The sequence below is a fragment of the Pseudomonas sp. B19(2017) genome, from assembly GCF_002113165.1.
Classification (GTDB): Bacteria; Pseudomonadota; Gammaproteobacteria; order Pseudomonadales; family Pseudomonadaceae; genus Aquipseudomonas.
The window spans coordinates 1-26,531 of sequence record NZ_NEJR01000018.1 but is presented as its reverse complement, the minus strand read 5'-3'; the positions used below and the strand labels follow the sequence as shown (position 1 = coordinate 26,531).

Genomic DNA, 26,531 nt, shown 5'->3' with positions numbered 1-26,531 from the left:
CTTTCGCCACTGGCAAGCCAATTACCGCTCATGGGGAGGGAAAATGGAACAGACGGTGAATTAAAAGAGTTTCATGGGCAATCAAGTCGAGCACAGATCCCTTTGTGGGAGCGGGCGTGCCCGCGAACACCGGCGCAGCCGGTGCCATGCACCGAGTTGGATTGTTCGCGGGCACGCCCGCTCCCACAGAGGCCGCGTTGCGCTCATCAATTGGGTTTCATGCGCGATATCACAGCCCAAGGGCTGGGCGTTCTTGCTGCGGCTAACCGAGGCGCTGCCCCGAATCGGGCACGATGAGGATCCCTGCACGCAAGCCGTTCTTGACCTTGGGGTTGGGGAAGATGATGCGCGCGCCCTCCTCCTCGACCACCCAGCGCGTCTCGGCCAGGTCTTCGGCCAGCAGGTAGCCCTTGCTCAGCTCGGAGAAATTCTCGATGTCCGCCGGCAGGTGCAGGTGGAAGCTGTCGCTGTGCTTGATGATCTCGCGAGAAACGCTGAACAGCTGCAGGCCATCCAGCGAGCTTTCGCCTTCAGGCTCGGTATTTTCGATGATGCGGATCAGCCGCTCTTCCAGCCTGTCGAGGTTCACCTCCTCGTTCTGACCGAACGGGCGGGCCTTGCCCAGCTCCAGGGTGAAGGCTTCGGCCTCGAGCTGCTCGTAGGTGAAGGCGCTGAAGGTGATGGAGGACTTGCTTTGCAACAACACCGCCTCCATGCCCGCCGCCGCCAGGCGTGCCAGTTCGCGGCGGGAATGCTTGCGCCCCTCTTTATAAGGGTACAAGGCGAACTGCTCGATCTTCGAGCCACGAATGGCAGTATGCAGGTCGTAATGCAGCCGGCTGCGCCCCGGCTTGCTGAAGAACACCCGGGCGAACTGTTCAAGCTCGGCGGCACGCAATGCCTCGAAGCCACTGGACAGCTCGTGGCGGCCGTTGAACAGGCGGTTGATGTCCTGCTCGATGAAACGCTCCCCCTTGCGGATGGCTGCCGGGTTGCCGAACAGGAACAGCACCCGTGCCTTGGGTTTGATCTTGCCGTTGGCCACACCATGCAGCAGCCGCTCGAGCAATTCGATCGGTGCCGTTTCGTTGCCGTGGATGCCGGCGGACAACAGCAGGTCCAACCCGCAATCCTCGCTTTCGGCAGGGCGCACTTCGAGCGCGCCCTCCCCCAGCCAGCGCAACCGCGCGCCCTTGGGTGTCACTTGGGTCTTCTCGGCCGGTTCGTGATCGGTGAGGGTCAGCTCAAGCAATTTGCCAAGGGCGAGCATAGGTACTTCCTTAGTGGTGGTGGCCGCAGTCGGGGCCATGGACGTGATCGTCGTCTTCGCCGACCTCCGCCGGTTCCATTTCCAGCTGCAGGCTGACCAGGTTGGTGGCCATCGGGCGCAGCAGCAGGTTGGCGTATTCGGTGTCGTCTTCCTCGACATCCACGCCAATCAGCAACTGGCCACGGCCATCCTGCTGAATCCACACTTCCTTGCCTTGCCAGACCACGGCAAAGCGGGTGCAGGAAGTTTCCAGCTGGGTGCCGTCTTCATCTTCCAGGATAAGGCGCAGGGCGTCGGTCATTGCAAAGTCTCTCTTCAAGGTTGGCGTTGGAACGGGTACACCGAGCCCAACTTCAGGATCTGGGTCAATTCGTCCAGTGCCGTACGGCATTCCACCAGCAATTGCGGATCGGCCAGGTCCGCTTCGCCTAGGCGATCGCGGTAATGCTTGTCGACCCATTGCAGCAGGGTGTCGTACAGCGGGGCGGTCATGATAACGCCTTGGTTGACCGCTGCCAGTTCCGTTTCCTTCAACGCCACGCGCAAACGCAGGCACGCCGGGCCACCACCGTTCTGCATGCTCTGCTTGAGGTCGAATACCTTGACCTCCTTCACCGGGCCGCCCTGGCTGGTCAACTGACCCAGATAGGCCCAGACCCGCTCGTTGTTGCGGCACTCTTCCGGCACCACCAGCAGCATCGAACCGTCGTCGCGGCTGAGCAGCTGGCTGTTGAACAGGTAGGAACGCACCGCGTCCTCCACCGTAACCGCTGCCCGCGGCACGCAGATGGCCTGGAAGTTGCCACCCTTGCTGGCCAGTTTAGCTCGCAGCTGGCCAAGTACCGCGTCGGTCTCGAGGAAAGCGTCCTCGTGGTAGAACAGCACCTCGCCGTTGCCCACCGAGATTACATCGTTATGGAACACGCCCTGGTCGATCACGGCCGGGTTCTGTTGAGCGTAGACCACGCCATCGTCGCTCAGGCCATGCAGCCTGGCCACCGCCTGTGAGGCTTCCAGGGTTTGCCGGGCCGGGTATTTCTGCGGCGCCGGGTAGCGGCTGTCGAACGCACTGCGGCCGTAGACGAAGAACTCCACGCCAGCCTCGCCGTAGCTACGGCAGAAGCGCGTGTGGTTGGCCGCGCCCTCGTCACCGAACTGGGCCACGGCAGGCAGTGCCGCATGGTGGGCAAAATGCTGCTCATTGCTGAACATGGCCCCGAGCACGCGGCTGGTGGTCGGGTGCTCGATGCTGCGGTGGTACTTGCAGTTGAGGTTGGCAGCGGTGAAGTGCACGCGGCCATCGGCCGTGTCGGCACTGGGGCTTACGGTGGCGGCGTTGGCCACCCACATGCTCGAGGCCGAGCAGCTGGCGACCAGCAATGGCATGGCTTCTCTGGCAGCACGCTGAATCACTTCGGCATCGCTGCCGCTGAAGCCAAGGCGGCGCAGTGCGGCCACATCCGGGCGCTCCTGCGGCGCCAGCACGCCCTGTTTGAAGCCCATGTCGGCCAGCGCTTTCATCTTCGCCAGGCCCTGGCGCGCGGCTTCGCGCGGGTTGGAACCCTGCTGGCTGTTGCTCTGCGAAGCCACGTTGCCGTAGGACAGGCCGCCATAGTTGTGGGTAGGCCCCACCAGGCCATCAAAATTCACTTCGTAGGATTTCATCGGCTAGGCTCCGTGACCTGTTGTTATAGGGTGACGCCCGGCGTCAAGGTCGCCGGCAAGGCAAGGCTGGCGGTCTCCAGCGAAGCCACGGGGTAAGCGCAGTAATCGGCTGCGTAATAGGCACTGGCGCGGTGGTTGCCACTGGCGCCGACACCACCGAACGGCGCGCTGCTGGCGGCGCCGGTCAGTTGCTTGTTCCAGTTGACGATGCCGGCGCGGCTGCGCAGCCAGAAGTACTGGTAGCGGGCACGGGAGTCGGACAGCAAGCCGGCGGCCAGGCCGTACTGGGTGTTGTTGGCCTCGTCGATGGCAGCATCGAAGTCGGCATAGCGGATTACCTGCAGCAGCGGGCCGAAGAACTCTTCGTCCGGGCGCTCGGCCACGGCGGTGACATCGACAATGCCCGGGGTCAGCAGTGCCGCATCGGCCTGCGGCTGGGTCATTTCCAGCAGTTTCACGGCACCCTTGGCGACCAGTTCGGCCTGTGCCGCAATCAGCGCCCGCGCCGCCTGCAGCGAAATCACCGAGCCCATGAACGGCGCGGGCTGCTGGTCGAACGCGCCAACCGTTATGGTTCTGCTCACTTCGACCAGCCGCGCGATCAACGCATCGCCCCAGGCGCCTTGTGGCACCAACAGACGACGGGCGCAGGTGCAGCGCTGGCCAGCGGAAATGAACGCCGACTGGATGATGGTGTACACCGCGGCGTCGAGGTCCTGGACCTCGTCCACCAGCAGCGGGTTGTTACCGCCCATCTCCAGGGCCAGGATCTTGTCCGGGCGACCGGCAAATTGCTGGTGCAGCAGGTTGCCAGTGCGGCTGGAGCCGGTGAAGAACAAGCCATCGATACCCGGATTGGCGGCCAGCGCCACGCCGGTTTCACGCGCGCCCTGCACCAGGTTCAACACACCCGCCGGCAAACCGGCGGCGATCCAGCAATTGACCGTCAGTTCGGCTACCTTGGGTGTCAGCTCGCTGGGCTTGAACACCACGCAGTTGCCCGCCAGCAGCGCCGGCACGATATGGCCGTTGGGCAGGTGGCCGGGGAAGTTGTACGGGCCGAAAACCGCCACCACACCGTGGGGTTTGTGCCGCAGCACGGCCGTGGCATCGGCCAGCGGGCCGCTCTTTTCGCCGGTGCGCTCGCGGTAGCTTTGCACCGAGATCGCCACCTTGTTGATCATGCTGGTGACTTCGGTCGCCGATTCCCACAGGGGCTTGCCGGTTTCCTCACCGATGCACTGGGCCATGGCTTCGGCATGCGCTTTCAGTTGCGTGGCGAACTTCTCCAGCACATCGATACGTGCTTCCAGGCTCAATTGCGCCCAGGCCGGGAAGGCGTGACGCGCAGCCTGTACGGCGGCATCCACCTGGCTGGCGTCGGCGCCCTGCCCCTCCCAGACGACGGCTTGCGTTACCGGGTTGAGCGACTGCAGGGTTTCGCCCTGCCCGGCATGCCAGTTGCCTGCGATGTAATGCGTGGTCATTTATTTGGCCTCCCGGCTTGCCGACAGCGGCACCGCGCGCACGTTGTCGCCGGCACCCATGCGCAGGCGCTTGGCCGTCAAGGGGTCGACCACCAGGGTACCGGCGGCCAACCGCGCAGGTGCAGCCGTGATGCGGCAGTCGTCGCGCTTGCGGTTGTGAATGATGTAAGGGGTGGCGTCATCGCCCGGTGTGCCCACGGCCAGCACCAGGGTCTGGCTTTCGCGTACGGCGCGGATCTTGTCGGTGTCGCACTCGATGGCGGGGCCGGCGTCGAAAATATCGACGTAGCCCTGGTAGTTGAAGCCTTCCTGCTTGAGCATGGCCAGCGCCGGCTCGGTGTCCTTGTGCACGCGGCCGATCACGTTGCGCGCTGCCTCGGACAGGAAGCAGGTGTACAGCGGAAACTTCGGCATCAGTTCGGCAATGAACGACTTGTTGCCCACGCCGGTGAGGTAGTCGGCCTGGCTGAACTCCATCTTGAAGAAGTGCCGGCCCAGGCTTTCCCAGAATGGCGAACGCCCCTGCTCGTCGGACATGCCACGCATTTCGGCGATGATCTTCTTGCCGAACAGCTCGGGGAACTCGGCGATGAACAGCATGCGCGCCCGCGACAGCAGGCGGCCATTGAGGCCGGAGCGGTAGTCACTGCGCAGGAACAGCGAGCACAGCTCGGAGTTGCCGGTCAGGTCGTTGGCCAGGAACAGGGTGGGGATTTCGCGGTAGATCTTCAGCTCCTGCGAGGCGCTGACGGTCAGGCCGACCCGGTAGTTGTACCAGGGCTCGCGCAGGCCGACGGCACCGGCGATTGCACTGATGCCCACGACCATGCCTTCGTCGTTTTCCAGCACGAACAGGTAGTCGGTGTCGGCGCGCTCGGCTTCGCCACGGAAGCTTTTTTCCGCCCAGCCAACGCGATGCCCCAGGCGCTCTTCGTTGGCCGGCAGCGTGGTCAGCCCGGTGGTCCCGGTGCTGCGTGCCAATTCGATCAACGCAGGCAAATCGCTGCTGCGTACAGGACGAACGATCATGCTATCTCCTTGTGCGACGGCGGCGGCCGGCGCGAAACTCTGCTAACGCATCAATCCGCAAACGTCTGTTGCCAGACCTCAGACCGCGACCAGGCGCACGCTGGCGCCCTCGCCCACCCCCAGCGCATCGGCGGCCGCCAGGCTCAGGCTGACCGGCTTGCCGGGCACCCAGTCCAGGTCCAGCAGCACTGCGCGGTAGTCCTGCAACTGGCCATTGCACACCAGGTATGGGCGCCCGCCCTTGACCGGGGCGTCCTCGAGCTTCACCGGCACCACCCGGCTCTGGGCGATCGAGCGGATACCCGAGGTACGCGCATGCAGGGTCGGGCCGCCGTCGAAGATGTCGATGTAGTGCTCGGTCTCGAAGCCTTCGCGCATGAGGATGTCGAAGGTAATCTGCGCCCGCGGGTGCACCTGGCCCATGGCTTCCTGCGCCAGGTCAGGCAGCAGCGGCACATAGATCGGGTAGTGCGGCATCAGCTCGGCGAGGAAGGTGCGGCTCTTGAGGCCGCACAGGCGTTCGGCATCGGCGTAGTTGAGGTCGAAGAAGTTGCGACCGATGGCATCCCAGAACGGTGATTCACTCTGCTCGTCGCTGTAGCCGACGATCTCGGTCACCACCGAATCGGCGAAGCGCTCCGGGTGCGAAGCCATGAACAACAGGCGACCACGTGAATTGAGCTCGGCCCAGCCACTGTTCACCAGCTCCGGCAGTACATAAAAGCTGGTCAGCAGGCTGTTGCCGGTCAGGTCGTGGCACAGCGAAAGCACGTGGATCTTGTTGTGGATCTTCAGCTCGCGCGAGGCGTGCACGAAGGTTTCGTTACGAAAGCTGTAGAACGGCTCGGAGTAGCCGGCGGAGGCGACGATCGCCGAGCAGCCTGCCAGCTTGCCGGTTTCGCTGTCTTCAAGGACGAAGAAGTAGCTTTCCTCGCCATTGAAGCTGACCTCGGCGGCGAAGGAAGTCTCGGAAGCGGCGATCTTGTCGCCCAGGCGAGCAGCGTCGTCCGGCAGCGAGGTGACACCAATGGGGCTGTCTGCAGCCATGCGCTGCACTTCGTTCAGATCAGCCATTTGCGCGGGGCGCATCACCAGCATGGTGTCACTCCTTTGGAATACGGACCGCTCACGGCGGCACGAAAAAACGGCAGGTGCACCGGCACCTGCACGGGAATCGGGTATCGCCGGCCCGCAGGCAGCGCGGGAGCCGGCGAAGGGACCTCAGGCCGTTCAGGCCTGGGTCAGGGTGGCCACGGCGCGCTCGAAGCGATCCAGGCCTTCATCGATATCGGCGTCTTCAACCACCAGGCTTGGGGCAAAGCGGACCACATCCGGGCCGGCCTGCAGCACCATCACGCCTTCCTTCTCGGCGGCGTTGAGCACGTCCTTGGCCTTGCCTTTCCAGGCGTCGGCGAGCACGCAGCCCAGCAACAGGCCAACGCCACGCACCTGGGTGAATAGCTGGTACTTCTGGCCGATCTGCTCCAGGCGCACCTTGAAACGCTCGTGCTTGGCCTTGATGCCAGCCAGGGTTTCCGGGGTGTTGACCACGTCCAGCACTGCGCAGGCGACGGCGCAACCCAGCGGGTTGCCGCCATAGGTGGTGCCGTGGGTGCCGACGGCCAGGTGCTTGGCCAGCTCGGTGGTGGTCAGCATGGCGCCGATCGGGAAGCCGCCGCCCAGGCTCTTGGCGCTGGTCAGGATATCCGGCGTCACACCGTAGTGCTGGTAGGCATACAGCGAACCGGTACGGCCCACGCCGGTCTGCACTTCGTCGAAGATCAGCAGGGCGTTGTGTTCGTCACACAGTTTGCGCGCGCCTTCCAGGTAGGCCTTGTCAGCCGGTACCACGCCGCTCTCGCCTTGAATCGGCTCGATCACCACGGCGCAGGTCTTGTCGGAAATCTGTGCCCTCAGCGCTTCCAGGTCGTTGTACGGCACGTGGCTGATGCCGGTGATCTTCGGACCGAAGCCGTCGGAATACTTCGGCTGGCCACCGACGCTGACGGTAAACAGGGTACGGCCGTGGAAGCTGTTCACGGTGGAAATGATTTCGTGCTTTTCCGGGCCGAAGCGGTCATGAGCAACGCGCCGGGCCAGCTTGAACGCGGCCTCGTTGGCCTCGGCGCCGGAGTTGCAGAAGAACGCACGGTCGGCAAAGGTGGCGTCCACCAGCTTGTGGGCCAGGCGCAGCGCCGGCTCGTTGGTGAACACGTTGGATACGTGCCAGAGGGTGTTGGCCTGCTCGGTCAGGGCCTTGACCAGTGCCGGGTGGCAGTGGCCCAGGGCGTTGACCGCGATGCCGCCGGCAAAGTCGATCAGCTCACGACCTGACTGGTCCCAGACACGGGAACCCTCGCCTCGCACAGGAATGAAGGCCGCCGGAGAATAGTTGGGAACCATGACCTGGTCGAAATCGGCACGTTGCACCGGGGCTTGCTCAACGGACATCTGAGTCTCCTGAAGAGGAACGCTGGCCTGGAAGTGGCGAGCGATGGGGGGATTGTAAGGACTGATCCGCGCCTGTCCTTGCGGCCAAGCGACAACTTGTTACAGCGCAAAACCCAGTTTTGACAAGGCTTTCGGCAATGCGACAAACACTGTCGCAATCGCGCAGTGTACGGGAGAGAGGGGGCTGGGTGAACGGGTGTTCACATTAAGAAAGGCGCTGCCTGCACTGGCCTCTTCGCGGGCACGCCCGCGAAAGGGCCGGCATAGGAGAAGGAAATATCAGCCTTTTTCGGCAGGCGCCGAGCTCAGTTCGAACGGGCTGCTGCTACGCCGCTGGTTACGATCTTCCCGTGGCGTTGCACCAAAGAAGTTGCGGTAGGCACTGGAAAAATGCGGCCCCGACGAGAAGCCACAGGACAGCCCGATCTGGATAATCGACTTGCTGGTCTGCATCAGCATCTGCCGCGCCTTGTTCAGCCGCAGCTCCAGGTAATACTGGCTCGGCACGCGGTTCAGGTACTGCTTGAAAATTCGCTCCAGTTGCCGGCGCGACACGCACACGTGCTGGGCAATTTCGTCAGTGGTCAGCGGCTCTTCAATGTTGGCTTCCATCAGCAGCACCGCCTGGGTCAGCTTGGGATGGCTCGAGCCCAGGCGGTTCTGCAGCGGAATGCGCTGGCGCTCGCCACCCTCGCGGATGCGCTCGACCACCAGCTCCTCCGACACCGCCCCGGCCAGCTCCGCCCCGTGGTCACGGGCCAGCACCGCCAGCAACAGGTCGGTCACGGCCATGCCACCACAGGCAGTCAGGCGATCGCGGTCCCAGTCGAACAGGTGGCTGGTAGCGATGACTTTGGGAAAGCGCTCGGCAAAATCATCCTGCCAGCGCCAGTGCACTGCAGCCCGGTAACCGTCAAGCAGTCCCAGCATCGCCAAGGGGTAGACCCCGGCCGACAGGCCGCCGATCACGCAGCCACTGCGCGCCAGGTGCTTGAGCGCCGCCGACAACGCCGCCCCCACCGCCGGCGGCTGCTCGTCAGCCAGCAGGAACAGCTTGTGGCACCCTTCGAGACGGCCGTTCCACGGCTCGCCCGGCAAACGCCAGTTGCCCTCCTGCGCCGGCTCCGCCTGCAGGAAGAGCAGCTCGTAGACCACCTCGGGGTGCACCCGCTGCGCCACCTGCAACACTTCCTCGGCCAGCGCCAGGGTCAAAGGCCTGGTGCTGGGCCAGATAAGAAAACCGATTCGCTGGGTGGTCATAGGGTGCGGTCCGAAACCTGAGGTCGTTCGAGTCTGTGCGCCGGGTCAGGCTGCGCTCGCCGCGCAGCATGCCCTATTCTGGTGCAAAATTGCAGTTTTTACTTCAGGCTGCCGGAGAGGAACTGCTTCAGGCGCTCCGACTGCGGGTTGGCCAGCACTTCGCGCGGGCAGCCGGTTTCCTCGACCAGGCCCTTGTGCAGGAACACCAGCTGGTTGGACACCTCGCGGGCAAAGCCCATTTCGTGGGTCACCACCACCATGGTGCGGCCTTCCTGGGCCAGCGCCTGCATCACCTTGAGCACATCGCCGACCAGTTCCGGGTCCAGCGCCGAGGTCGGCTCGTCGAACAGCATGACCTCCGGCTCCATGGCCAGCGCCCGGGCAATTGCCACACGCTGCTGCTCGCCGCCGGACATATGCCCAGGGAAGGCGTCCTTGCGATGGGCGACACCCACCTTGGCCAGGTAGTGCTCGGCCTTTTCCAGGGCCTCCTTGCGGTTCACGCCCAGCACGTGCACCGGCGCTTCGATGATGTTTTCCAGCGCAGTCATGTGCGACCACAGGTTGAAGTGCTGGAACACCATCGACAGGCGCGAGCGCATGCGCTGCAACTGACGCGGATCGGCGGCCTTGAGTGCGCCATCCTTGCCTGGTACCAGCTTCAACTCTTCGTTGTTGAGCAGGATCTTGCCGGCGTGCGGCTGCTCCAGCAGGTTTATGCAGCGCAGGAAGGTCGACTTGCCCGAACCGCTGGAGCCGATGATGCTGATGACATCGCCTGCCTTGGCCGACAGGGACACGCCCTTGAGCACTTCATGGCTGCCGTAGCGCTTGTGCAGGTCTTGGACTTCGAGTTTGTACATGCTGTCGATTCTCACAAAGCGGTCAGTGCTTGCGCGGCGCCAGGTAGCCGAGCCAGCGGCGTTCGGCCATCTTGAACAGGCGCACCAGGATGAAGGTCAGGCACAGGTAGAACACGCCCGCCGTGATGTAGGCCTCGAAAGGCAGGTAGTACTGGGCATTGACCGTACGCGCAGCGCCAGTGATGTCGATCAGGGTGACGATCGACGCCAGGCTGGTGGTCTGCAGCATCATGATCACTTCGTTGCTGTACTGCGGCAGCGCGCGGCGCAGGGCCGACGGCAGCAGGATGCGCCGGTACATCTTCATGCGCGACATGCCCATGGCCTTGGCTGCCTCGATTTCGCCATGGGGCGTGGCCTTGAGGCTGCCGGCGATGATTTCGGCGGTGTAGGCACTGGTGTTGATGCCGAACGCCAGGCAGGCGCAGAAGGTAGCGCTGGACAGCAGCGGCCACAGGAAGCTTTCGCGCACCGCCTCGAACTGCGCCAGGCCGTAGTAGATCAGGAACAGCTGCACCAGCATCGGCGTGCCACGGATCACGTAGGTGTACAGCCACGCCACGAGATTGACCGCTGGCTGCCTGGAAACCCGCATCAGGCCCAGCGGAATGGCCGCCAGCAGGCCGAAGAACAGCGAGATCGCCAGCAGCTTGAGGGTGGTCAGCAGGCCGCCGAAGTACATCGGCAATGCCTCCCAGACGACGTTGTAGTCGAAGATCATAGTTCAGCCACCTTGACGCCCACCGAGTAGCGGCGCTCGAGATACTTCAGGGCCAGCAGCGAGATGCTGGTCAGCACCAGGTACAGGGCCGCCACCGCCAGGAAGAAGGTGAAAGGCTCGCGGGTGGCGTCGGCCGCCTGCTTGGCCTTGAACATCATGTCCTGCAGGCCCACGACCGAAATCAGTGCAGTGGCCTTGGTCAGCACCAGCCAGTTGTTGGTGAAGCCCGGGATCGCCAGGCGAATCATTTGTGGCACCTGGATGCGGAAGAACACCTGGCGGTTGCTCATGCCATATGCCACACCCGCTTCGGCCTGGCCCTTCGGAATACCGAGGAATGCACCGCGGAAGGTTTCCGAGAGGTAGGCGCCAAAGATGAAGCCCAGGGTACCGATACCCGCGATCAGCGGATTCAGGTCGATGTAGTCTTCATAGCCGAGCAGCGGCGCCACCCGGTTGATGATGTCCTGCCCGCCGTAGAAGATCAGCAGGATCAGGACCAGGTCCGGAATGCCACGAATCACCGTGGAATACAGATCGCCCAGCCAGGCCAGCCAGCGCACCGGCGACAAGCGCAGCGCCACACCGATCAGGCCGAGCACGATGGCCAGGGCCATCGACGACAGGGCGAGCTGAAGCGTCAGCCACGCCCCGTCGAGGATGACTGCCCCGTAGCCTTTCAACATGATGAGGTCCTCGACCTAGAGAATGAAAAATGGTGCAAACCTCAGAGCCTCTGCTGTTTGCACCATTGCACAGGTGAAACCCGACGTCTTAGTTCGAGTCTGGACCGTAGATATCGAAGTTGAAGTACTTCTTCTCGATTTCTTTGTACTTGCCGTTGGCACGGATGGCATCGATGGCCGCGTTGATGCGGTCGACGTTGGCCTTGTCACCCTTGCGCACGGCAATGCCGATGCCGTCACCGAAGTACTTGGCGTCGGTGAAGGACGGGCCTACGAAGGCGAAGCCCTTGCCGGCGTCGGTCTTGAGGAAGCCGTCTTCCAGCAGGGTGGCGTCAGCCACGGTGCCATCGAGGCGGCCAGCTGCCACGTCCAGGTAGATTTCGTTCTGGGTGCCGTAAGGAACCACGGTGGCACCTTTGGCGCCCAGCACTTCCTTGGCGAAGCGGTCGTGGATCGAGCCGCGCTGCACACCAATCTTCTTGCCCTTGAGTTCATCCAGGCTGTCGCTGACGGCGGTGCCTTCCTTCATCACCAGGCGCGCCGGGGTCAGGTAGTAGCGCTTGGTGAAGTCGACCGATTTCTTGCGGTCGTCGGTGATCGACATGGACGACAGGATGGCGTCGATCTTGCGCACCTTCAGCGCCGGGATCAGGCCGTCGAATTCCTGCTCGACCCAGGTGCACTTGGCTTTCATCTCTTCGCACAGCGCGTTGCCGATGTCGTAGTCAAAACCGGCGATGCTGCCATCAGGTTGCTTGAAGGCAAAGGGTGGGTAGGCGGCCTCGATACCGATTTTCAACGGTTTTTCATCGGCCTGCGATACCAGGGAAAACACGGACAGCGCCAGGGCGCCAAGCAGTGCGAGCTTCTTCATCAGGTAACTCCATCGGTACGGGGCAATACAAGGCAGGTAACGGCTGCCCGATATGCGAATGGGTACAACGCGAGCCGCGCAGGGTATCGACCAAGGTCGCAGACCACGAGCGTGTGAGTGGCATTCTAGCGACAGCCCGGTAGTCGATATTTCTTCAAAGCGACAACTACTTACAGAAGCGCCTGAAACCGCTGCGGGCGATGTTGACAGCCAGTGCAAAATATGCAAAAGCGCAAGAAATAGAACCTATAGACCTAGCAATTCCCGGGCCTATTATTGGCAAAGCCTTGTAGTACGGCAAGTGTAGCGTGTTGCGCGGGGAAAAATGCCAGCGAAATGCACCGAAACGAAGCGGAATTGTTTCCTGGCGCCCCGATGACGTGCGCCAACGGTGACAGAACAGTTACCGATGAATGTCGGGTAACAGTAAAGCAAAAACCCCGCCGGTTGCCCGGGCGGGGTTCTTGTTGGCGGTACACGCCCCTGCATGTGGGAGCAGGCGTGCCCGCGAAGCAGGCGGCGCGGTGGATGGCACCGGCTGCGCCGGTGTTCGCGGGCGCGCCCGCTCCCACACGCGGCTGTTATGCCGAAGCCAGGCTCATGGCCTTGTGGGTATCGATCAGGTGCTGCACCACGCTCGGGTCGGCCAAGGTCGAGATATCGCCCAGGGCATCGTACTCACCCGTGGCAATCTTGCGCAGGATACGGCGCATGATCTTGCCCGAACGGGTCTTCGGCAGCCCCGGCGCCCACTGGATCACATCCGGCGAGGCGATCGGGCCGATTTCCTTGCGCACCCAGTTCTTCAGCTCCAGGCGCAACTGCTCGCTGGCCTCGATACCGGCATTAAGGGTGACATACACATAAATGCCCTGCCCCTTGATGTCGTGCGGCACACCCACCACCGCCGCCTCGGCCACTTTCGCATGGGCCACCATGGCGCTTTCGATCTCGGCAGTGCCCATGCGGTGACCGGACACGTTCAGCACGTCATCCACGCGACCGGTGATCCAGTAGTAGCCATCCTCGTCGCGGCGCGCACCGTCGCCGGTGAAGTACATGCCACGGAAGGTCTTGAAGTAGGTGTCGACGAAACGGTCGTGGTCGCCGTACAGCGAGCGCGACTGCCCCGGCCAGGAATCGAGGATCACCAGGTTGCCCTCGGCGGCGCCCTCGATCAGGTTGCCCAGGTTGTCCACCAGTGCCGGCACCACGCCGAAGAACGGACGGGTTGCCGAACCCGGCTTGAGGCCGGTAGCGCCCGGCAGCGGGCTGATCAGGATGCCGCCGGTCTCGGTCTGCCACCAGGTGTCGACGATCGGGCAACGCTCCTTGCCCACAGCCTTGTAGTACCAGTTCCAGGCTTCCGGGTTGATCGGCTCACCCACCGAGCCAAGCAGACGCAGGCTGGAGCCATCGGCACCGGCAACCGCGGCCTCGCCTTCGGCCATCATCGCGCGGATGGCGGTTGGCGCGGTGTACAGGATGTTGACCTTGTGCTTGTCGATGATCTTCGACACACGGGTGATGTCCGGGTAGTTCGGCACGCCTTCGAACAGCAGGGTGGTGGCGCCATTGGCCAGCGGGCCGTAGACGATGTAGCTGTGGCCAGTGACCCAACCCACGTCGGCGGTGCACCAGTACACCTCGCCCGGGCGATAGTCGAACACGCGTTCATGGGTCAGCGCGGCGTACACCAGGTAGCCACCGGTGGTGTGCAGTACACCCTTGGGCTTGCCAGTGGAGCCGGAGGTATAAAGGATGAACAGCGCTTCCTCGGCGCCCATCTCCTTCGGCGCGCAGTGGCTGGAAGCCACTTTCATCAGGTCTTCGTACCAGATGTCGCGGTGCTGGTGCCAGGCTATGTCGCCACCGGTGCGCTTGCACACGATGATCTTCTGCACGCTGCTGGTTTCCGGGTTGGTCAGCGCCAGGTCGACGTTGGCCTTGAGCGGGGTACGGCGACCGCCGCGCACGCCTTCGTCGGCGGTAATCACGATCTTGGACTTGCAGTCGATGATACGGCCGGCCAGCGCCTCGGGCGAGAAGCCACCGAACACCACCGAGTGGATCGCACCGATACGGGCACAGGCCAGCATGGCGACCACGGCTTCGGGGATCATCGGCATGTAGATGGTGACCACGTCACCGCGGTGCACATCCTGGCCACGCAGGGCGTTGGCGAACTTGCAGACTTGCTCGTGCAGTTCGCGGTAGGTGATGTTGCGGTGCTCGGAAGGGTCGTCACCCTCCCAGATGATGGCCAACTGGTCGCCGCGCTCTTCGAGGTGGCGGTCCAGGCAGTTGGAGGAAACGTTCAGAGTGCCGTCGGCGAACCATTTGATATCGACGTGGTGGTCGTCGAAAGAGGTCTGCTTGACCTTGGTGAATGGCTTGATCCAGTCGATGCGCTGGGCCTGCTCGCGCCAGAAGCCGTCCGGGTTGATCACCGACTGCTGGTACATGGCCTTGTAGGTGGCCTCGTCGGTCAGGGTAGTGGCCGCAACCTCGGGACGAACGGGATACAGTGGAGCCGCACTCATCTGTGTTACCTCGGTGTAATAGTTGTTTTTGTATGGAACCGTTTGTAACTGTACCAGAGCAACAAAAGCCATTCGACGTTGGTAGTAATTTGGTACGCCCGTCCCGGCAAAGCGCTCTGGCATGCGGATTACAGCCCTGACCACGAAAAAACGGGGGGCTTTAGCAGAAGATTGTTACAGATTTTGCCAAAACACTTTATCAAAAGACCCACTGTTTCGGCCTTCGCCCCAGCCATAAAATTCACTTCGCCAGCAACGGCAAGGCGATTAACAACTGGTAACAGCCCCCACGAAGGCAAGCGTTAATCCCCATCCAAACCCGATAGTTAAAACCAGCAATACTCGCGGCGCCATAAGCGCCGCGTGCCCCCTCACGACCTTAGACAGGTAAATTGAAAATGAAAGCTTTACTGGTATTGGTACTTGGCAGTCTTTGCGGCGCGGCGATGGCCGGCGAAGCCAAAGATGCCGAGCAGATTCCGGTTGAACAGTACAGTTACTCGCAGCACCTGGACATTGCCCGCGTCATTTCCATGAGCGAAGTGCCCAATGTGTGCGAAGTCGTGCCAGCCCGCATGACCTACGAGGACTCCAAGGGCCAGAAGCACATTCTCGAATACCGCGTGATGGGGAACGGCTGCTCGAACGGCTGATACCTTGTGGATTGGGGGCCCTGCGGGCCCCATTCGCGGGCTTGCCCGCTCCCACAGGTACAGCGCCTGCCTTGAATCTGGCGCGGTACCTGTGGGAGCGGGCAAGCCCGCGAAGAATATTGCACCTGATTAACAGGTTATTGACCGCTTGTTAATCCACCGACTTGCCCAACGAATAATCCCTCAACTTGTTGGCAATGGTCGTATGCGAAACACCCAGTCTTTTACCTAAAGCCCGGCTACTCGGAAACTCCCCCATCAAACTTTCCAGCACCGCTTTTTCAAAGCGCCCGACAATTTGCGAAAGATCTCCATCCAGCGAAAACTCACCCAACGGCTGGCGCACACCATAATCCGGCAAACGGATATGTTCACTTTTGACCACGCCGCCTTCGCATAACGAAACCGCCTGGAACAATACGTTTTCCAACTGTCTGACATTACCCGGCCAATGGTACTGGCCAAGTTTGTCCATCGCCGCCGGCGCCAGGCGTGGCATGGCGCAGCCAATCTGCCGGCTGGCCTGGTCGAGAAAGTGCTGCACCAGCCCTTCCAGGCCATCCATGCATTCGCGCAAGGGTGGAATGTGCAGCGACAACACATTGAGCCGGTGATACAGGTCCTGGCGAAACTCGCCACGGGCACACAATTCGGACAGATCCACCTGGGTCGCGCAGATCACCCGCACATCCAGATACACCTCTTCATCACTGCCTACGCGGCGGAAGCAGCCATCCTGCAGAAAACGCAGCAGCTTCACCTGAAGACGCGGGCTCATCTCCCCTACCCCGTCAAGGAACAGCGTGCCACCGGCGGTCAGCTCCAGCAGCCCCAGCTTGCCCTCGGCCCGCGCCCCTTCGAATGCCCCGGGGCCGTAGCCGAACAGCTCGGTTTCGGCCATCGACTCGGGCAACCCGGCGCAATTGAGCGCCATCAATGGCGACTGGCCGCGCGGGCTGGCCAGGTGGCAGGCACGCGCCAGCAGCTCCTTGCCGGTGCCAGTCTCGCCCTCGATCAGTAATGGCGCATCCAGCGGCGCCATGCGCCGCGCCTCGCGTACCACCGCCGCCATCACCCGCGAGCTCTGGAAGATGCTGTCGAAACCGCGCAGCTCCTGCTTGCGCACGTTGTAGATGCGCTCACCGATACGGTCGGCGCGATGCAGGGTCAACACTGCCCCGGCCAGCGCCTCGCTGTCGTCATGCTCGGACTGCAGCGGCGCGATGTCGGCGAGGAACACATCGCCCTTGACCTTGATGCGCAGGCCGTTGATGCGCGACTTGTTGGCCCGCACCAGCTCTGGTAGGTCGAAGTCCTCCACATAGCGCGCCAGCGGCATGCCCGGCACCTCGTCTACCCGCACCCCCAGCAACTGCGCAGCGGCACGGTTGGCGGCGACGATACTGCCGCCCATGTCGATCGACAGCACCGGGAAGTCCAGCGCCCCGAGCAGCGCATTCAGCTCCATGTGCCGGCGCTCGCTGGGCATCAGCCCCACGCGCTTGACGCCAAACACCCCGGCGATGGCCTCGAACTTCGGCCGCAGCGCCTGGAACTGCAAATTGATCAGGTTCGGGCAATGCAGGTAGATGGCGTTGCCATGGTCACCGCCCACCTCGCCGCGCAGCACGTTGATGCCGTACTCCACCAGCAGGTTGAGGATGTCGCGCAGGATGCCAATACGGTTCTGGCAATGCACTTTGATACGCATGAGGGCTCTCGAAGCGCCAATGTTTTTCAACACCGCGCGGAAAAGTCGTAAAGATAAGCTGACAAAAACAGCCGAAGCTTCAGCCAGATGCCTCGGATTTTCCGACACCTGCGCATTTTTGTAAAATTATCGTTACGAAAATACCGCCCAAAGCCAGCACCGGCCGTTGACCCACCCCGTGCAAAGCGGCCAGCGAAGGGATATTCCTTAGGCATGTCCTGTACATAACAAGAAAAGCCCTCACCAGGAGAGCCACATGAAACAGACGCAATACGTGGCACGCGAGCCCGATGCGCATGGTTTTATCGATTACCCGCAGCAAGAGCATGCGGTATGGAACACCCTGATCACCCGCCAGCTGAAAGTGATCGAAGGCCGTGCGTGCCAGGAATACCTGGACGGCATCGACCAGCTCAAGCTGCCCCATGACCGCATTCCGCAGCTGGGCGAGATCAACAAGGTGCTGGGCGCCACCACCGGTTGGCAGGTTGCCCGGGTCCCGGCGCTGATCCCCTTCCAGACCTTCTTCGAACTGCTGGCCAGCAAGCGCTTCCCGGTAGCCACCTTCATCCGCACCCCGGAAGAGCTGGACTACCTGCAGGAGCCCGATATCTTCCATGAGATCTTCGGCCACTGCCCGCTGCTGACCAACCCTTGGTTCGCCGAATTCACCCACACCTATGGCAAGCTCGGCCTGGCCGCGACCAAGGAACAACGGGTGTACCTGGCGCGCCTGTACTGGATGACCATCGAGTTCGGCCTGATGGAAACCGCGCAGGGCCGCAAGATTTATGGCGGCGGCATCCTCTCGTCACCCAAAGAGACCGTCTACTGTCTGTCTGACGAGCCCGAGCACCAGGCCTTCGACCCGATCGAGGCGATGCGTACACCGTATCGCATCGACATTCTGCAGCCGCTGTATTTCGTGCTACCGAACATGAAGCGTCTGTTCGACCTGGCCCACGAAGACATCATGGGCATGGTTCACAAAGCCATGCAGCTGGGCCTGCACGCACCGAAATTTCCACCCAAGGTCGCTGCCTGAGCGACTTTGCCGATAACAACTCGAACCGGAAAACACCACATGAATGCCTTGAACCAAGCCCATTGCGAAGCCTGCCGCGCCGACGCACCGAAGGTCACCGACGAAGAACTGGCCGAGCTGATTCGCGAAATCCCGGACTGGAACATCGAAGTACGTGACGGCCACATGGAGCTGGAGCGCGTGTTCCTGTTCAAGAACTTCAAGCACGCCCTGGCGTTCACAAATGCCGTAGGCGAGATCGCCGAAGCCGAAGGCCATCACCCGGGGCTGCTGACCGAGTGGGGCAAGGTCACCGTGACCTGGTGGAGCCACTCGATCAAAGGCCTGCACCGTAACGACTTCATCATGTGTGCGCGTACTGACGAAGTTGCGAAAACGGCAGAAGGCCGCAAGTAAGCACTGAGAAAATGGGGCCTGTGGGAGCGGGTTCACCCGCGAAGCAGACAACGCGGTGCATGGCACCGGCTTCGCCGGTGTTCGCGGGTAAACCCGCTCCCACAGGGGCCCCAGTTTTTTGCAGGATAACTGTCCGCTGTTCGCCCGCAAAACCGACAAACGATCGGCAAAAATTCCAAACTGTCATCCAGACTTGTGTATCCTGCCCCTGCTTCGCGAAGCTTAAACGCGCCTGGCGCAGACTTTTCACTCACACTTGCGAGGAACGACGAGATGCATGAAATCCCGAATCTTCCCTTCCCAAGCCTGAACCCAGAAGAGCCAACCGTGACCGTTCACGCCGAACCGGCAACCGCCGTCGAGCAGGATGGTGACGATCAATCCAGCGCTGACCAGGAATAACCGCGCATCCCCCCGACTGTGTGAAAACGGCTGACCTGCGGGCCACCCCCGTCATCACGTTTTCACACCGTCCAGAACCCACGTAGGCCCTCATGCCCCACTCACCGCGCCCCCTTGCGGTCACCCTGCAAGTCGTCTCCATCGTCCTCTTCACCTTCATCGGCTACCTGAACATCGGCATCCCGTTGGCCGTATTGCCCGGCTACGTGCACAACGACCTGGGCTTCAGTGCCGTGGTCGCGGGCCTGGTGATCAGCGTGCAGTACCTGGCCACCCTGCTCAGCCGCCCCACCGCCAGCCGCATCATCGACAACCACGGCAGCAAGAAAGCCGTCATGTATGGCCTGGCCGGCTGCGGGCTCAGCGGGGTGTTCATGCTGGCCTGCGCCTTTCTCAGCCACCTGCCGTGGCTGAGCCTGGCCTGCCTGCTGCTCGGCCGCCTGGTGCTCGGCAGCGCCGAAAGCCTGGTGGGCTCCGGTGCGATTGGCTGGGGCATTGGCCGGGTGGGTGCCGCAAACACGGCCAAGGTCATCTCCTGGAACGGCATTGCCAGCTATGGCGCGCTGGCCATTGGCGCCCCGCTGGGCGTGCTGATGGTCAAGGGCCTGGGCCTGTGGAGCATGGGCGTGAGCATCATCCTGCTGTGTGCGCTCGGGCTGCTGCTGGCCTGGCCCAAGCGGGCCGCACCGATCGTCAGCGGCGTGCGCCTGCCGTTCCTGCGTGTGCTGGGCAAGGTGTTCCCGCATGGCTCGGGGCTAGCGCTGGGCTCGATCGGCTTTGGCACCATTGCCACCTTCATTACCCTGTATTACGCCAGCCGCGGCTGGGCCAATGCGGCGCTGACCCTGAGCCTGTTCGGCGCCGCCTTCATCAGTGCACGGCTGTTGTTCGGCAACCTGATCAACCGGATTGGCGGGTTCCGGGTGGCAATCGCCTGCCTGTCGGTGGAAACGCTTGGGCTGCTGATGCTGTGGCTGGCGCCCAGCGCCGAGATGGCATTGGCAGGGGCGGCGTTGAGCGGGTTCGGCTTCTCGCTGGTGTTCCCGGCATTGGGCGTGGAGGCGGTGAACCAGGTGTCGGCGGCCAACCGCGGGGCGGCGGTGGGGGCGTATTCGCTGTTCATCGATTTGTCGCTGGGAGTGACCGGGCCGCTGGTGGGCGCGGTGGCGGCGGGGTTCGGGTTTGCTTCGATGTTTTTGTTTGCTGCTGCGGCGGCGGCCTGCGGGCTGGTGTTGAGCCTGTATCTGTATCGGCAGGCGCGACGGGGACGAAACAGAGCGCAAGAAGCCTGAATTCGTAGTACCTGCACTGGCCCTATCGCCGGCAAGCCAGCTCCCACAGGGGTAGCACATGACCTGAGATCAATGCGGTCGGTGTGGGAGCTGGCTTGCCGGCGATGGGCTGCGAGGCAGCCCCCGACGCCCTGAGACCTAGCGCTGGGCGTACTGCAGCACCACTTCCAGCGGGTGGCGCATCTGCCGCTCGGTCATGCGCTTGACCTGGCTGCGGCACGAGTAGCCCGTTGCCAGCGGCTCGCCTTCCTTGTCCAACTTGGTCGCCCAACTCTGCTCGAAGATGGTCCGCGAGCTTTCCTGGTTACGCGCCTCGTGCCCGTAGGTACCGGACATACCGCAGCAGCCAGTCGCCTCGGTCACCAGCTTCAGGCCCAGGCGAGCGAACACCTGCTCCCACTGCCTGGTGCTGGCCGGCACGTTGGTCTTCTCGGTGCAATGCGCCATCAGGCGGAAATTGCCCGGCGCGGTCGGCGCCTGCTCAGGCAGCACATCCATCAGCCACTCCTGCGGCAACAGCACCTGCGGGCAACCATCCAGGCCCGGTACCTTCTGGTACTCCTGGCGATACACCAAGGTCATCGCCGGGTCCAGGCCCACCAGCGGCACACCACAGTCGGCCAGGGCCTTGAGCTGGGTGGCATTGCGAATCGCCGCCTTGGCGAACGCACCGAGGAAGCCCTGCACGTGCAGCGGCTTGCCGTTGGCGCTGTACGGCGCCAGGAACACCCGGTGGCCCAAACGGTGGGCCAGGTCGATGAAGGCCGAAAGCAGCGGCGTTTCGAAATAACGGGTAAAGGCGTCCTGCACCAGCACGATGCTGCGCTCGCGCTGGGCCGGGGTCAGCTCACGCAGGGCCGGTACCGTGGCCACGCCGACGCGGCAGCGGGTCAGGGTGGCCTGGAAGTTGAAGCGGCTGATCAGTGGGCTGTCGACCATGCCGACCTTGTCGGCCAGCAGCTTGCTCACCCATTTCGAGCCCATCACCGCGTTATACAGCCCGGGCGCATGGGCCAGGTACGGGATGGTGAATTCCAGCGAGCCAATCAGGTAGTCACGCAGCGGGCGCTGGTAGCGGCCGTGGTACAGCTCGAGGAAGCGCGAACGGAAATCCGGCACGTTGACCTTGATCGGGCACTGCCCGGCGCACGACTTGCACGCCAGGCAGCCGGCCATGGCATCGTACACCTCATGGGAGAAGTCTTCCTGGCCCTGGCTACGCGCACGGTTGTTGCGCAGGCGCGCCGGCAGGCCCTTGAGCCACGAGACCTTGTTGCGCGCGGCAGCCAGCACATCGATGTCGGCCTCGCCCTGCAGGCGCAGCCACTCGCGCATCAACGAGGCACGGCCCTTGGGCGAATGCTGGCGTTCACGGGTGGCCTTCCACGATGGGCACATGGCGTCGTTGGGGTCGTAGTTGTAGCACGCGCCGTTGCCGTTGCAGTGCACGGCGCTGGGGAAGTCCTGCCACACGCGTTCGTCGATGGTGCGGTCGAGGTCACCGCGCAGGGTTACGCCATCGACCGGGGTCAGGCCCTCGGCGCTGCCCAACGGGGTGCAGATCTTGCCCGGGTTGAGCTGGTTGTGTGGGTCGAAAGCGCCCTTCAGGCGCTGCAGCGCCGGGTACAGCTCGCCAAAGTACTCCGGCACGTATTCCGAACGCAGGCCCTTGCCGTGCTCGCCCCACAGCAAACCGCCATAGCTTTTGGTCAGCGCCGCCACGGCATCGGAAATCGGCTTGACCAGTGCGGCCTGGGCCGGGTCCTTCATGTCCAGTGCCGGGCGCACGTGCAGCACGCCGGCATCAACGTGGCCGAACATGCCATAGGCCAGGCCGTAGCCATCGAGCAGTGCGCGGAACTCGGCGATGTAGTCGGCCAGTTGCTCCGGCGGTACCGCGGTGTCTTCAACGAACGGTTGCGGGCGTACTTCGCCTTCGACGTTGCCCAGCAAGCCCACCGAACGTTTACGCATGGTATAGACGCGGGTCACCGCTTCGGCCCCCTCGGCCAGGGTGTGGCCCAGGCGCTCGACGCTGGTGTCGTTCTGCAGGTGCTGGATGAACGCTTGCACCCTGGCATTGACCTCGGCCGGCTCGTCGCCGCAGAACTCCACCAGGTTGATGCCGAGGGTCGGTCGCTCGGGGTCGGCCGGGAAGTACTCGGCGACGCTGTGCCAGACGATGTCCTTCATCGCCAGCATCAGCACCTTGGAGTCGACGGTCTCGATCGACAGAGGCTTGTGTGCCATCAGCGCGTTTGCATCACGCAGGGCATCCATGAAGCTGGTGTAGCGCACGTTGACCAGCACGGCATACTTGGGGATCGGCAGCACATTCAGCTTGGCTTCGACCACATAGCCCAGCGAGCCCTCGGCGCCGCACAGCACGCTGTTGAGGTTGAAGCGACCCTGCTCGTCGCGCAGGTGGGCCAGGTCGTAGCCGGTCAGGCAACGGTTGAGCTTGGGGAAGGTAGCTTCGATGAGATCAGCCTGGGTTTCCTGGATCTGGCGCGCCATGCGGTACACCTCGCCGACCCGGCCGGGCGCGGCACAGGCCTGCTCCAGCGCGGCATCGTCGATCGGCAGGCTGTGCAGGCGCTCGCCACCGAGCAGCACGCTATGCAGTTCCAGCACGTGGTCGCGGGTCTTGCCATAGGTGCAGCTGCCCTGGCCACTGGCATCGGTGTTGATCATGCCGCCGACTGTGGCGCGGTTGGAGGTGGACAGCTCGGGAGCGAAGAACAGCCCGTGCGGCTTGAGGGCGGCGTTGAGCTGGTCCTTGACGGTACCGGCCTGCACGCGCACCCAGCGCTCCTCGACGTTGATTTCGAGGATCTTGTTCATGTGCCGCGACAGGTCGACGACGATACCGTCGGTCAGCGACTGGCCATTGGTGCCCGTACCGCCGCCGCGCGGGGTCAGCTTCACCTGCTGGAAGCGCTCCTCGGCCATCAGCGTGGCGACCCGCGCCACATCGTCGGCATCCAGCGGGAACACCGCCGCCTGTGGCAAGCGCTGGTAGATCGAGTTGTCGGTGGCCAGCACCGTACGGGTTGCGTAGTCGGCACTGATCTGGCCACGGAAGCCGCTGTTGCGCAGGGCTTCGAGGAATTCGGGGTAGTTGGCGCTCGGGGCAACGGTCGGCAGCTGGGCGATCATCGAAGGATGGCCTCTTGATATTGGCAAATTCACGGGATTCCTGTCGTACCGGCATGGGTGGTGGCATGCGGGGATGACGTACAGGCCAATGTTCCTGTAGTTTCGCTCCAGGGGCAAACGGATAATCCTGCCGCTATTGATGACTTTCATGAATGAATTACCGCCATCTGACCCCGTCCATGTCGCTGCTGCTGGCATTCGAGGCCGCCGCCCGACATGAAAGCTACACCCGTGCCGCCGCCGAGCTGTCGCTCACCCAGAGCGCGGTCAGCCGCCAGGTGCAGGCGCTGGAACAGCAACTGGGCCTCACCCTGTTCCGCCGCGAGGGGCGCCAGGTGCAGCTGACCGATGTCGGCCGCCTGTACCAGCGCGAGCTCAGCGAGGCACTGGGGCGCATCCGCAGCGCCACCTTGCAGGCATTGGCCTACCAGTCGGGGGTGGGCACCTTGCGCCTGGCCACCCTGCCCACCTTTGGCTCGAAATGGCTGCTGCCGCGGTTGCATGCCTTCTACAGCGCCCATCCGGGCATGCTGGTGCACATCCATTCCCGCATCGAAGCCATCAACTTCGACACCAGCGAGATCGATGCGGCCATCGGCGTGGCCAGCCACGACCTGCCCGGGTTGATCTGCCATCGCCTGCATGCCGAGGAACTGGTGGTGATATTGCCGCCGGAGGCTGGCGCGGACAGCCAAGGCTGGTGCCCGACGCGCATCAGTGAAGAGGTGCTGCTGAATGTGGCCAACAACCCGCATGCCTGGGGCGAGTGGTTCTCGCACCATGGCCTGGCGCACCGGGCAATGCGCCTGGGGCCGAGCTTCGAACTGACCTCACACCTGATCCAGGCGGTACGGGCCGGGATCGGCATCGGCCTGGTGCCGCGCATACTGGTGGAAGAGGAACTGGCCAAGGGTGAGCTGTACAGCCCCGGGGAGGCCTTTGCCAGCCAGCGCAGTTATTACCTGATCTATCCCCCGCGCAATGAGGCGCTGCCGTCGCTGCGGGCGTTTCGCAGCTGGTTGCTGGAGCAGATCTGATTTCTGGCTGTGCCGGCCTCTTCGCGGGTAAACCCGCTCCCACAGATGTAGCGCTGCTCTCGGGTCAGGTGATATCCCTGTGGGAGCGGGTTTACCCGCGAAGAGGCCGGTACAGGCAATAAAAAACCCGAAGCCAGTTCCTGACCTCGGGTTTTTCATACGCTACCTGTAGCGCCTTATCGGGCCACGCTACCAGCAGCCCCAACAGCCTGCGCCTTGCGACGCGGCTTGATCATGTAGGCTACGAACATGGCGAACAGCCACACCGGGATCGCATACACCGAAACCTGGATACCCGGGATCATCAGCATGATGCCCAGGATCAGCACCACGAACGCCAGGCAGATGTAGTTGCCATAGGGGTACCACAGGGCCTTGAACAGCGGCTTCTGGCCGGTGCGGTCCAGGTGCTGGCGGAACTTCAGGTGCGAGTAGCTGATCATCGCCCAGTTGATCACCAGGGTAGCCACCACCAGCGACATCAGCAGTTCCAGCGCGTTCGACGGCATCAGGTAGTTGAGCAGCACCGCAATCAGGGTCACGGCTGCCGACACCAGGATCGAGCGCACCGGTACACCGCGGCTGTCGACCTTGGCCAGCGCCGCCGGGGCGTCACCTTGTTCGGCCATGCCCAGCAGCATGCGGGCGTTGCAGTAGGTACCGCTGTTGTACACCGACAGCGCCGCAGTCAGGACCACGAAGTTCAACAGGTGCGCGGCCACGTCACTGCCCAGCAGCGAGAACACCTGCACGAACGGGCTGCTGCCATAGCTGCCACCGGACGCATCGATGCTGGCGACCAGGTTGTCCCATGGGGTCAGCGACAGCAGCACCACCAGGGCACCGACATAGAAGATCAGGATGCGGTAGATGACCTGGTTGATCGCCTTGGGGATCACGGTCTTCGGCTTGTCGGCCTCGGCGGCGGTGAAGCCGAGCATTTCCAGGCCACCGAAGGAAAACATGATGAAGGCCAGGGCCATCACCAGCCCGCTGACACCGTTCGGGAAGAAGCCGCCATGCGACCACAGGTTGGCCACGGTGGCTTCAGGGCCGCCGCTGCCGCTGGTCAGCAAGTAGGCACCCAGGCCGATCATGCTGACGATGGCCACCACCTTGATGATGGCAAACCAGAATTCGGCCTCACCGAAAAACTTCACGTTCATCAGGTTGATGGCGTTGATCAGCACGAAGAACGCTGCCGCCGTGACCCAGGTGGGGATCTCCGGCCACCAGTAGTGAACATACTTGCCGACCGCCGAAAGCTCCGACATGCCCACCAGGATGTACAGCACCCAGCAGTTCCAGCCCGACAGGAAGCCGGCGAAACCACCCCAGTAGGTGTGGGCGAAATGGCTGAAGGAGCCGGCCACCGGTTCTTCGACGATCATTTCACCGAGTTGGCGCATGATCATGAAGGCGATGAAGCCGCAGATGGCGTAGCCAAGGATCATCGACGGGCCGGCGGATTTCATCACGCCTGCCGAGCCGAGGAACAGGCCGGTACCAATTGCACCGCCGAGGGCGATCAACTGGATATGGCGGTTCTTCAGGCCCCGCTTGAGCTCGCCTGAATGCATGTTTTGTCCACTCATGAACGAAGTCACCTGCATTGTTTTTATCTGTGACGGAATCGGACCCACCGCGCTCGTGGCGCAGCGGAATGGGCAAGGTGGTTACCTTGGGTTTCCTGACCTCAGGTGCCGCCGGAGCGGTTTAACCAGGCGTGATCAGGAGTGCGCGGTACGCAAAGGAGTCACAGGTAAAACGCGGCGCACTGTATACCCCTGCAAACGCGCAGGCGTCAACGCGTTGCGTCGTTTCCTCGGGAAAAAACGCAGCGATCCTGTGGTGTGGGCCTTGAAAGGCGGAGTGATCGGCGTACATGGCGCCTCCATTTGTTGTTTTGTCAGCCTGGCTCTGTGGACAGGCTTTTGCACACGGCAATGGCGGCTATAACACCGTGAGGCGGGGGTTTGGGCAAGGG

General features: G+C 62.9%; 22 protein-coding genes. 6 read left to right on the top strand and 16 right to left on the bottom strand.

Translation table 11 applies throughout. The features are described 5' to 3' along the window. Positions 1-262: 262 nt before the first annotated feature. From astE to acs, 13 genes are all read right to left on the bottom strand, one after another. Complete coding sequence (astE, locus tag CAF70_RS21005; protein WP_085623091.1) at positions 263-1,270, bottom strand: succinylglutamate desuccinylase; 1,008 nt, start codon at positions 1,268-1,270, stop codon at positions 263-265. 10 nt (positions 1,271-1,280) lie between these two features. Continuing rightward, the gene (locus CAF70_RS21000) at positions 1,281-1,571 is read right to left on the bottom strand and encodes a topoisomerase II (protein ID WP_003256592.1); all 291 of its coding nucleotides are present in this window, start codon (positions 1,569-1,571) and stop codon (positions 1,281-1,283) included. Positions 1,572-1,585: 14 nt separating this feature from the next. After that, complete coding sequence (astB, locus tag CAF70_RS20995) at positions 1,586-2,935, bottom strand: N-succinylarginine dihydrolase (RefSeq protein ID WP_085623090.1); 1,350 nt, start codon at positions 2,933-2,935, stop codon at positions 1,586-1,588. 23 nt (positions 2,936-2,958) lie between these two features. Continuing rightward, positions 2,959-4,422: a succinylglutamate-semialdehyde dehydrogenase gene (astD, locus tag CAF70_RS20990; RefSeq protein WP_085623089.1), complete on the bottom strand. Its 1,464-nt coding sequence runs from the start codon at positions 4,420-4,422 to the stop codon at positions 2,959-2,961. Beyond that, a complete protein-coding gene (gene astA / locus CAF70_RS20985) occupies positions 4,423-5,451 on the bottom strand; it encodes an arginine N-succinyltransferase (RefSeq protein WP_085623088.1) in 1,029 nt (342 codons plus the stop codon). It lies immediately after the preceding gene. Positions 5,452-5,529: 78 nt separating this feature from the next. After that, complete coding sequence (gene aruF, locus CAF70_RS20980; protein WP_085623087.1) at positions 5,530-6,549, bottom strand: arginine/ornithine succinyltransferase subunit alpha; 1,020 nt, start codon at positions 6,547-6,549, stop codon at positions 5,530-5,532. A 132-nt stretch (positions 6,550-6,681) separates the two neighbouring features. Beyond that, a complete protein-coding gene (locus CAF70_RS20975) occupies positions 6,682-7,902 on the bottom strand; it encodes an aspartate aminotransferase family protein (RefSeq protein WP_085623086.1) in 1,221 nt (406 codons plus the stop codon). A gap of 279 nt (positions 7,903-8,181) precedes the next feature. Continuing rightward, positions 8,182-9,162, bottom strand: a complete 981-nt coding sequence (gene argR / locus CAF70_RS20970) for a transcriptional regulator ArgR (protein ID WP_085623085.1) — start codon at positions 9,160-9,162, stop codon at positions 8,182-8,184. Positions 9,163-9,260: 98 nt separating this feature from the next. After that, positions 9,261-10,025 (bottom strand): ABC transporter ATP-binding protein, encoded by a 765-nt coding sequence (locus CAF70_RS20965; protein WP_025340127.1) that lies wholly within the window; start codon positions 10,023-10,025, stop codon positions 9,261-9,263. A gap of 22 nt (positions 10,026-10,047) precedes the next feature. Further along, the gene (locus CAF70_RS20960) at positions 10,048-10,746 is read right to left on the bottom strand and encodes an ABC transporter permease (protein WP_085589096.1); all 699 of its coding nucleotides are present in this window, start codon (positions 10,744-10,746) and stop codon (positions 10,048-10,050) included. Continuing rightward, positions 10,743-11,432: an ABC transporter permease gene (locus tag CAF70_RS20955; protein WP_003260113.1), complete on the bottom strand. Its 690-nt coding sequence runs from the start codon at positions 11,430-11,432 to the stop codon at positions 10,743-10,745. The genes CAF70_RS20960 and CAF70_RS20955 overlap by 4 nt, the downstream gene beginning before the upstream one ends. A gap of 88 nt (positions 11,433-11,520) precedes the next feature. Further along, positions 11,521-12,306, bottom strand: coding sequence for an ABC transporter substrate-binding protein (locus CAF70_RS20950; protein ID WP_046614631.1), 786 nt, complete (start codon positions 12,304-12,306; stop codon positions 11,521-11,523). 581 nt (positions 12,307-12,887) lie between these two features. Beyond that, a complete protein-coding gene (acs, locus tag CAF70_RS20945; RefSeq protein WP_085623084.1) occupies positions 12,888-14,849 on the bottom strand; it encodes an acetate--CoA ligase in 1,962 nt (653 codons plus the stop codon). A 398-nt stretch (positions 14,850-15,247) separates the two neighbouring features. On the opposite strand from acs, the gene CAF70_RS20940 reads away from it, so the two are divergent. Next, positions 15,248-15,502 (top strand): DUF2790 domain-containing protein, encoded by a 255-nt coding sequence (locus tag CAF70_RS20940; RefSeq protein ID WP_003260110.1) that lies wholly within the window; start codon positions 15,248-15,250, stop codon positions 15,500-15,502. 151 nt (positions 15,503-15,653) lie between these two features. Here CAF70_RS20940 and CAF70_RS20935 read toward each other — a convergent pair whose 3' ends face one another. After that, positions 15,654-17,213 carry a sigma-54-dependent phenylalanine hydroxylase transcriptional regulator PhhR gene (locus tag CAF70_RS20935; protein WP_024087504.1) on the bottom strand — a complete coding sequence of 520 codons (1,560 nt, stop codon included), beginning with the start codon at positions 17,211-17,213 and terminating at the stop codon, positions 15,654-15,656. A 256-nt stretch (positions 17,214-17,469) separates the two neighbouring features. Here CAF70_RS20935 and phhA point away from each other — a divergent pair, with 256 nt between their 5' ends. The 4 genes from phhA to CAF70_RS20910 all read left to right on the top strand — a co-directional run bounded on the left by phhA (position 17,470) and on the right by CAF70_RS20910 (position 20,348). Continuing rightward, positions 17,470-18,258, top strand: a complete 789-nt coding sequence (gene phhA / locus CAF70_RS20925; protein ID WP_085623083.1) for a phenylalanine 4-monooxygenase — start codon at positions 17,470-17,472, stop codon at positions 18,256-18,258. 39 nt (positions 18,259-18,297) lie between these two features. Beyond that, the gene (locus CAF70_RS20920; protein WP_085623082.1) at positions 18,298-18,654 is read left to right on the top strand and encodes a 4a-hydroxytetrahydrobiopterin dehydratase; all 357 of its coding nucleotides are present in this window, start codon (positions 18,298-18,300) and stop codon (positions 18,652-18,654) included. 273 nt (positions 18,655-18,927) lie between these two features. Then, positions 18,928-19,056, top strand: coding sequence for a hypothetical protein (locus CAF70_RS27970; protein ID WP_256202935.1), 129 nt, complete (start codon positions 18,928-18,930; stop codon positions 19,054-19,056). A 92-nt stretch (positions 19,057-19,148) separates the two neighbouring features. Continuing rightward, positions 19,149-20,348 (top strand): MFS transporter, encoded by a 1,200-nt coding sequence (locus tag CAF70_RS20910; protein ID WP_085623081.1) that lies wholly within the window; start codon positions 19,149-19,151, stop codon positions 20,346-20,348. 138 nt (positions 20,349-20,486) lie between these two features. Here the strand turns inward: CAF70_RS20910 and CAF70_RS20905 are convergent, their stop codons facing one another. Next, positions 20,487-23,507 (bottom strand): FAD-binding and (Fe-S)-binding domain-containing protein, encoded by a 3,021-nt coding sequence (locus CAF70_RS20905; RefSeq protein WP_085623080.1) that lies wholly within the window; start codon positions 23,505-23,507, stop codon positions 20,487-20,489. A gap of 152 nt (positions 23,508-23,659) precedes the next feature. Here CAF70_RS20905 and CAF70_RS20900 point away from each other — a divergent pair, with 152 nt between their 5' ends. Then, entirely contained in the window at positions 23,660-24,544 is an 885-nt protein-coding gene (locus CAF70_RS20900; protein ID WP_085623079.1) for a LysR substrate-binding domain-containing protein, read from the top strand. A gap of 176 nt (positions 24,545-24,720) precedes the next feature. On the opposite strand, the gene CAF70_RS20895 is transcribed toward CAF70_RS20900, so the two are convergent. Beyond that, a complete protein-coding gene (locus CAF70_RS20895; RefSeq protein WP_172827514.1) occupies positions 24,721-26,139 on the bottom strand; it encodes an amino acid permease in 1,419 nt (472 codons plus the stop codon). Positions 26,140-26,531: the final 392 nt, after the last annotated feature.

Bases quoted from the DNA above. Each gene is read 5' to 3' on its own strand.
- CAF70_RS20910 (WP_085623081.1), top strand. From the start codon at position 19,149: ATGCCCCACTCACCGCGCCCCCTTGCGGTCACCCTGCAAGTCGTCTCC.
- CAF70_RS20920 (WP_085623082.1), top strand. From the start codon at position 18,298: ATGAATGCCTTGAACCAAGCCCATTGCGAAGCCTGCCGCGCCGACGCA.
- CAF70_RS20950 (WP_046614631.1), bottom strand. From the start codon at position 12,306: ATGAAGAAGCTCGCACTGCTTGGCGCCCTGGCGCTGTCCGTGTTTTCC.
- CAF70_RS20900 (WP_085623079.1), top strand. From the start codon at position 23,660: ATGAATTACCGCCATCTGACCCCGTCCATGTCGCTGCTGCTGGCATTC.
- astD (WP_085623089.1), bottom strand. From the start codon at position 4,422: ATGACCACGCATTACATCGCAGGCAACTGGCATGCCGGGCAGGGCGAA.
- CAF70_RS20965 (WP_025340127.1), bottom strand. From the start codon at position 10,025: ATGTACAAACTCGAAGTCCAAGACCTGCACAAGCGCTACGGCAGCCAT.
- CAF70_RS20940 (WP_003260110.1), top strand. From the start codon at position 15,248: ATGAAAGCTTTACTGGTATTGGTACTTGGCAGTCTTTGCGGCGCGGCG.
- CAF70_RS20905 (WP_085623080.1), bottom strand. From the start codon at position 23,507: ATGATCGCCCAGCTGCCGACCGTTGCCCCGAGCGCCAACTACCCCGAA.
- astB (WP_085623090.1), bottom strand. From the start codon at position 2,935: ATGAAATCCTACGAAGTGAATTTTGATGGCCTGGTGGGGCCTACCCAC.
- aruF (WP_085623087.1), bottom strand. From the start codon at position 6,549: ATGCTGGTGATGCGCCCCGCGCAAATGGCTGATCTGAACGAAGTGCAG.
- acs (WP_085623084.1), bottom strand. From the start codon at position 14,849: ATGAGTGCGGCTCCACTGTATCCCGTTCGTCCCGAGGTTGCGGCCACT.
- argR (WP_085623085.1), bottom strand. From the start codon at position 9,162: ATGACCACCCAGCGAATCGGTTTTCTTATCTGGCCCAGCACCAGGCCT.
- astE (WP_085623091.1), bottom strand. From the start codon at position 1,270: ATGCTCGCCCTTGGCAAATTGCTTGAGCTGACCCTCACCGATCACGAA.
- phhA (WP_085623083.1), top strand. From the start codon at position 17,470: ATGAAACAGACGCAATACGTGGCACGCGAGCCCGATGCGCATGGTTTT.
- astA (WP_085623088.1), bottom strand. From the start codon at position 5,451: ATGATCGTTCGTCCTGTACGCAGCAGCGATTTGCCTGCGTTGATCGAA.
- CAF70_RS27970 (WP_256202935.1), top strand. From the start codon at position 18,928: ATGCATGAAATCCCGAATCTTCCCTTCCCAAGCCTGAACCCAGAAGAG.
- CAF70_RS20935 (WP_024087504.1), bottom strand. From the start codon at position 17,213: ATGCGTATCAAAGTGCATTGCCAGAACCGTATTGGCATCCTGCGCGAC.
- CAF70_RS20955 (WP_003260113.1), bottom strand. From the start codon at position 11,432: ATGTTGAAAGGCTACGGGGCAGTCATCCTCGACGGGGCGTGGCTGACG.
- CAF70_RS21000 (WP_003256592.1), bottom strand. From the start codon at position 1,571: ATGACCGACGCCCTGCGCCTTATCCTGGAAGATGAAGACGGCACCCAG.
- CAF70_RS20960 (WP_085589096.1), bottom strand. From the start codon at position 10,746: ATGATCTTCGACTACAACGTCGTCTGGGAGGCATTGCCGATGTACTTC.
- CAF70_RS20975 (WP_085623086.1), bottom strand. From the start codon at position 7,902: ATGTCCGTTGAGCAAGCCCCGGTGCAACGTGCCGATTTCGACCAGGTC.
- CAF70_RS20895 (WP_172827514.1), bottom strand. From the start codon at position 26,139: ATGAGTGGACAAAACATGCATTCAGGCGAGCTCAAGCGGGGCCTGAAG.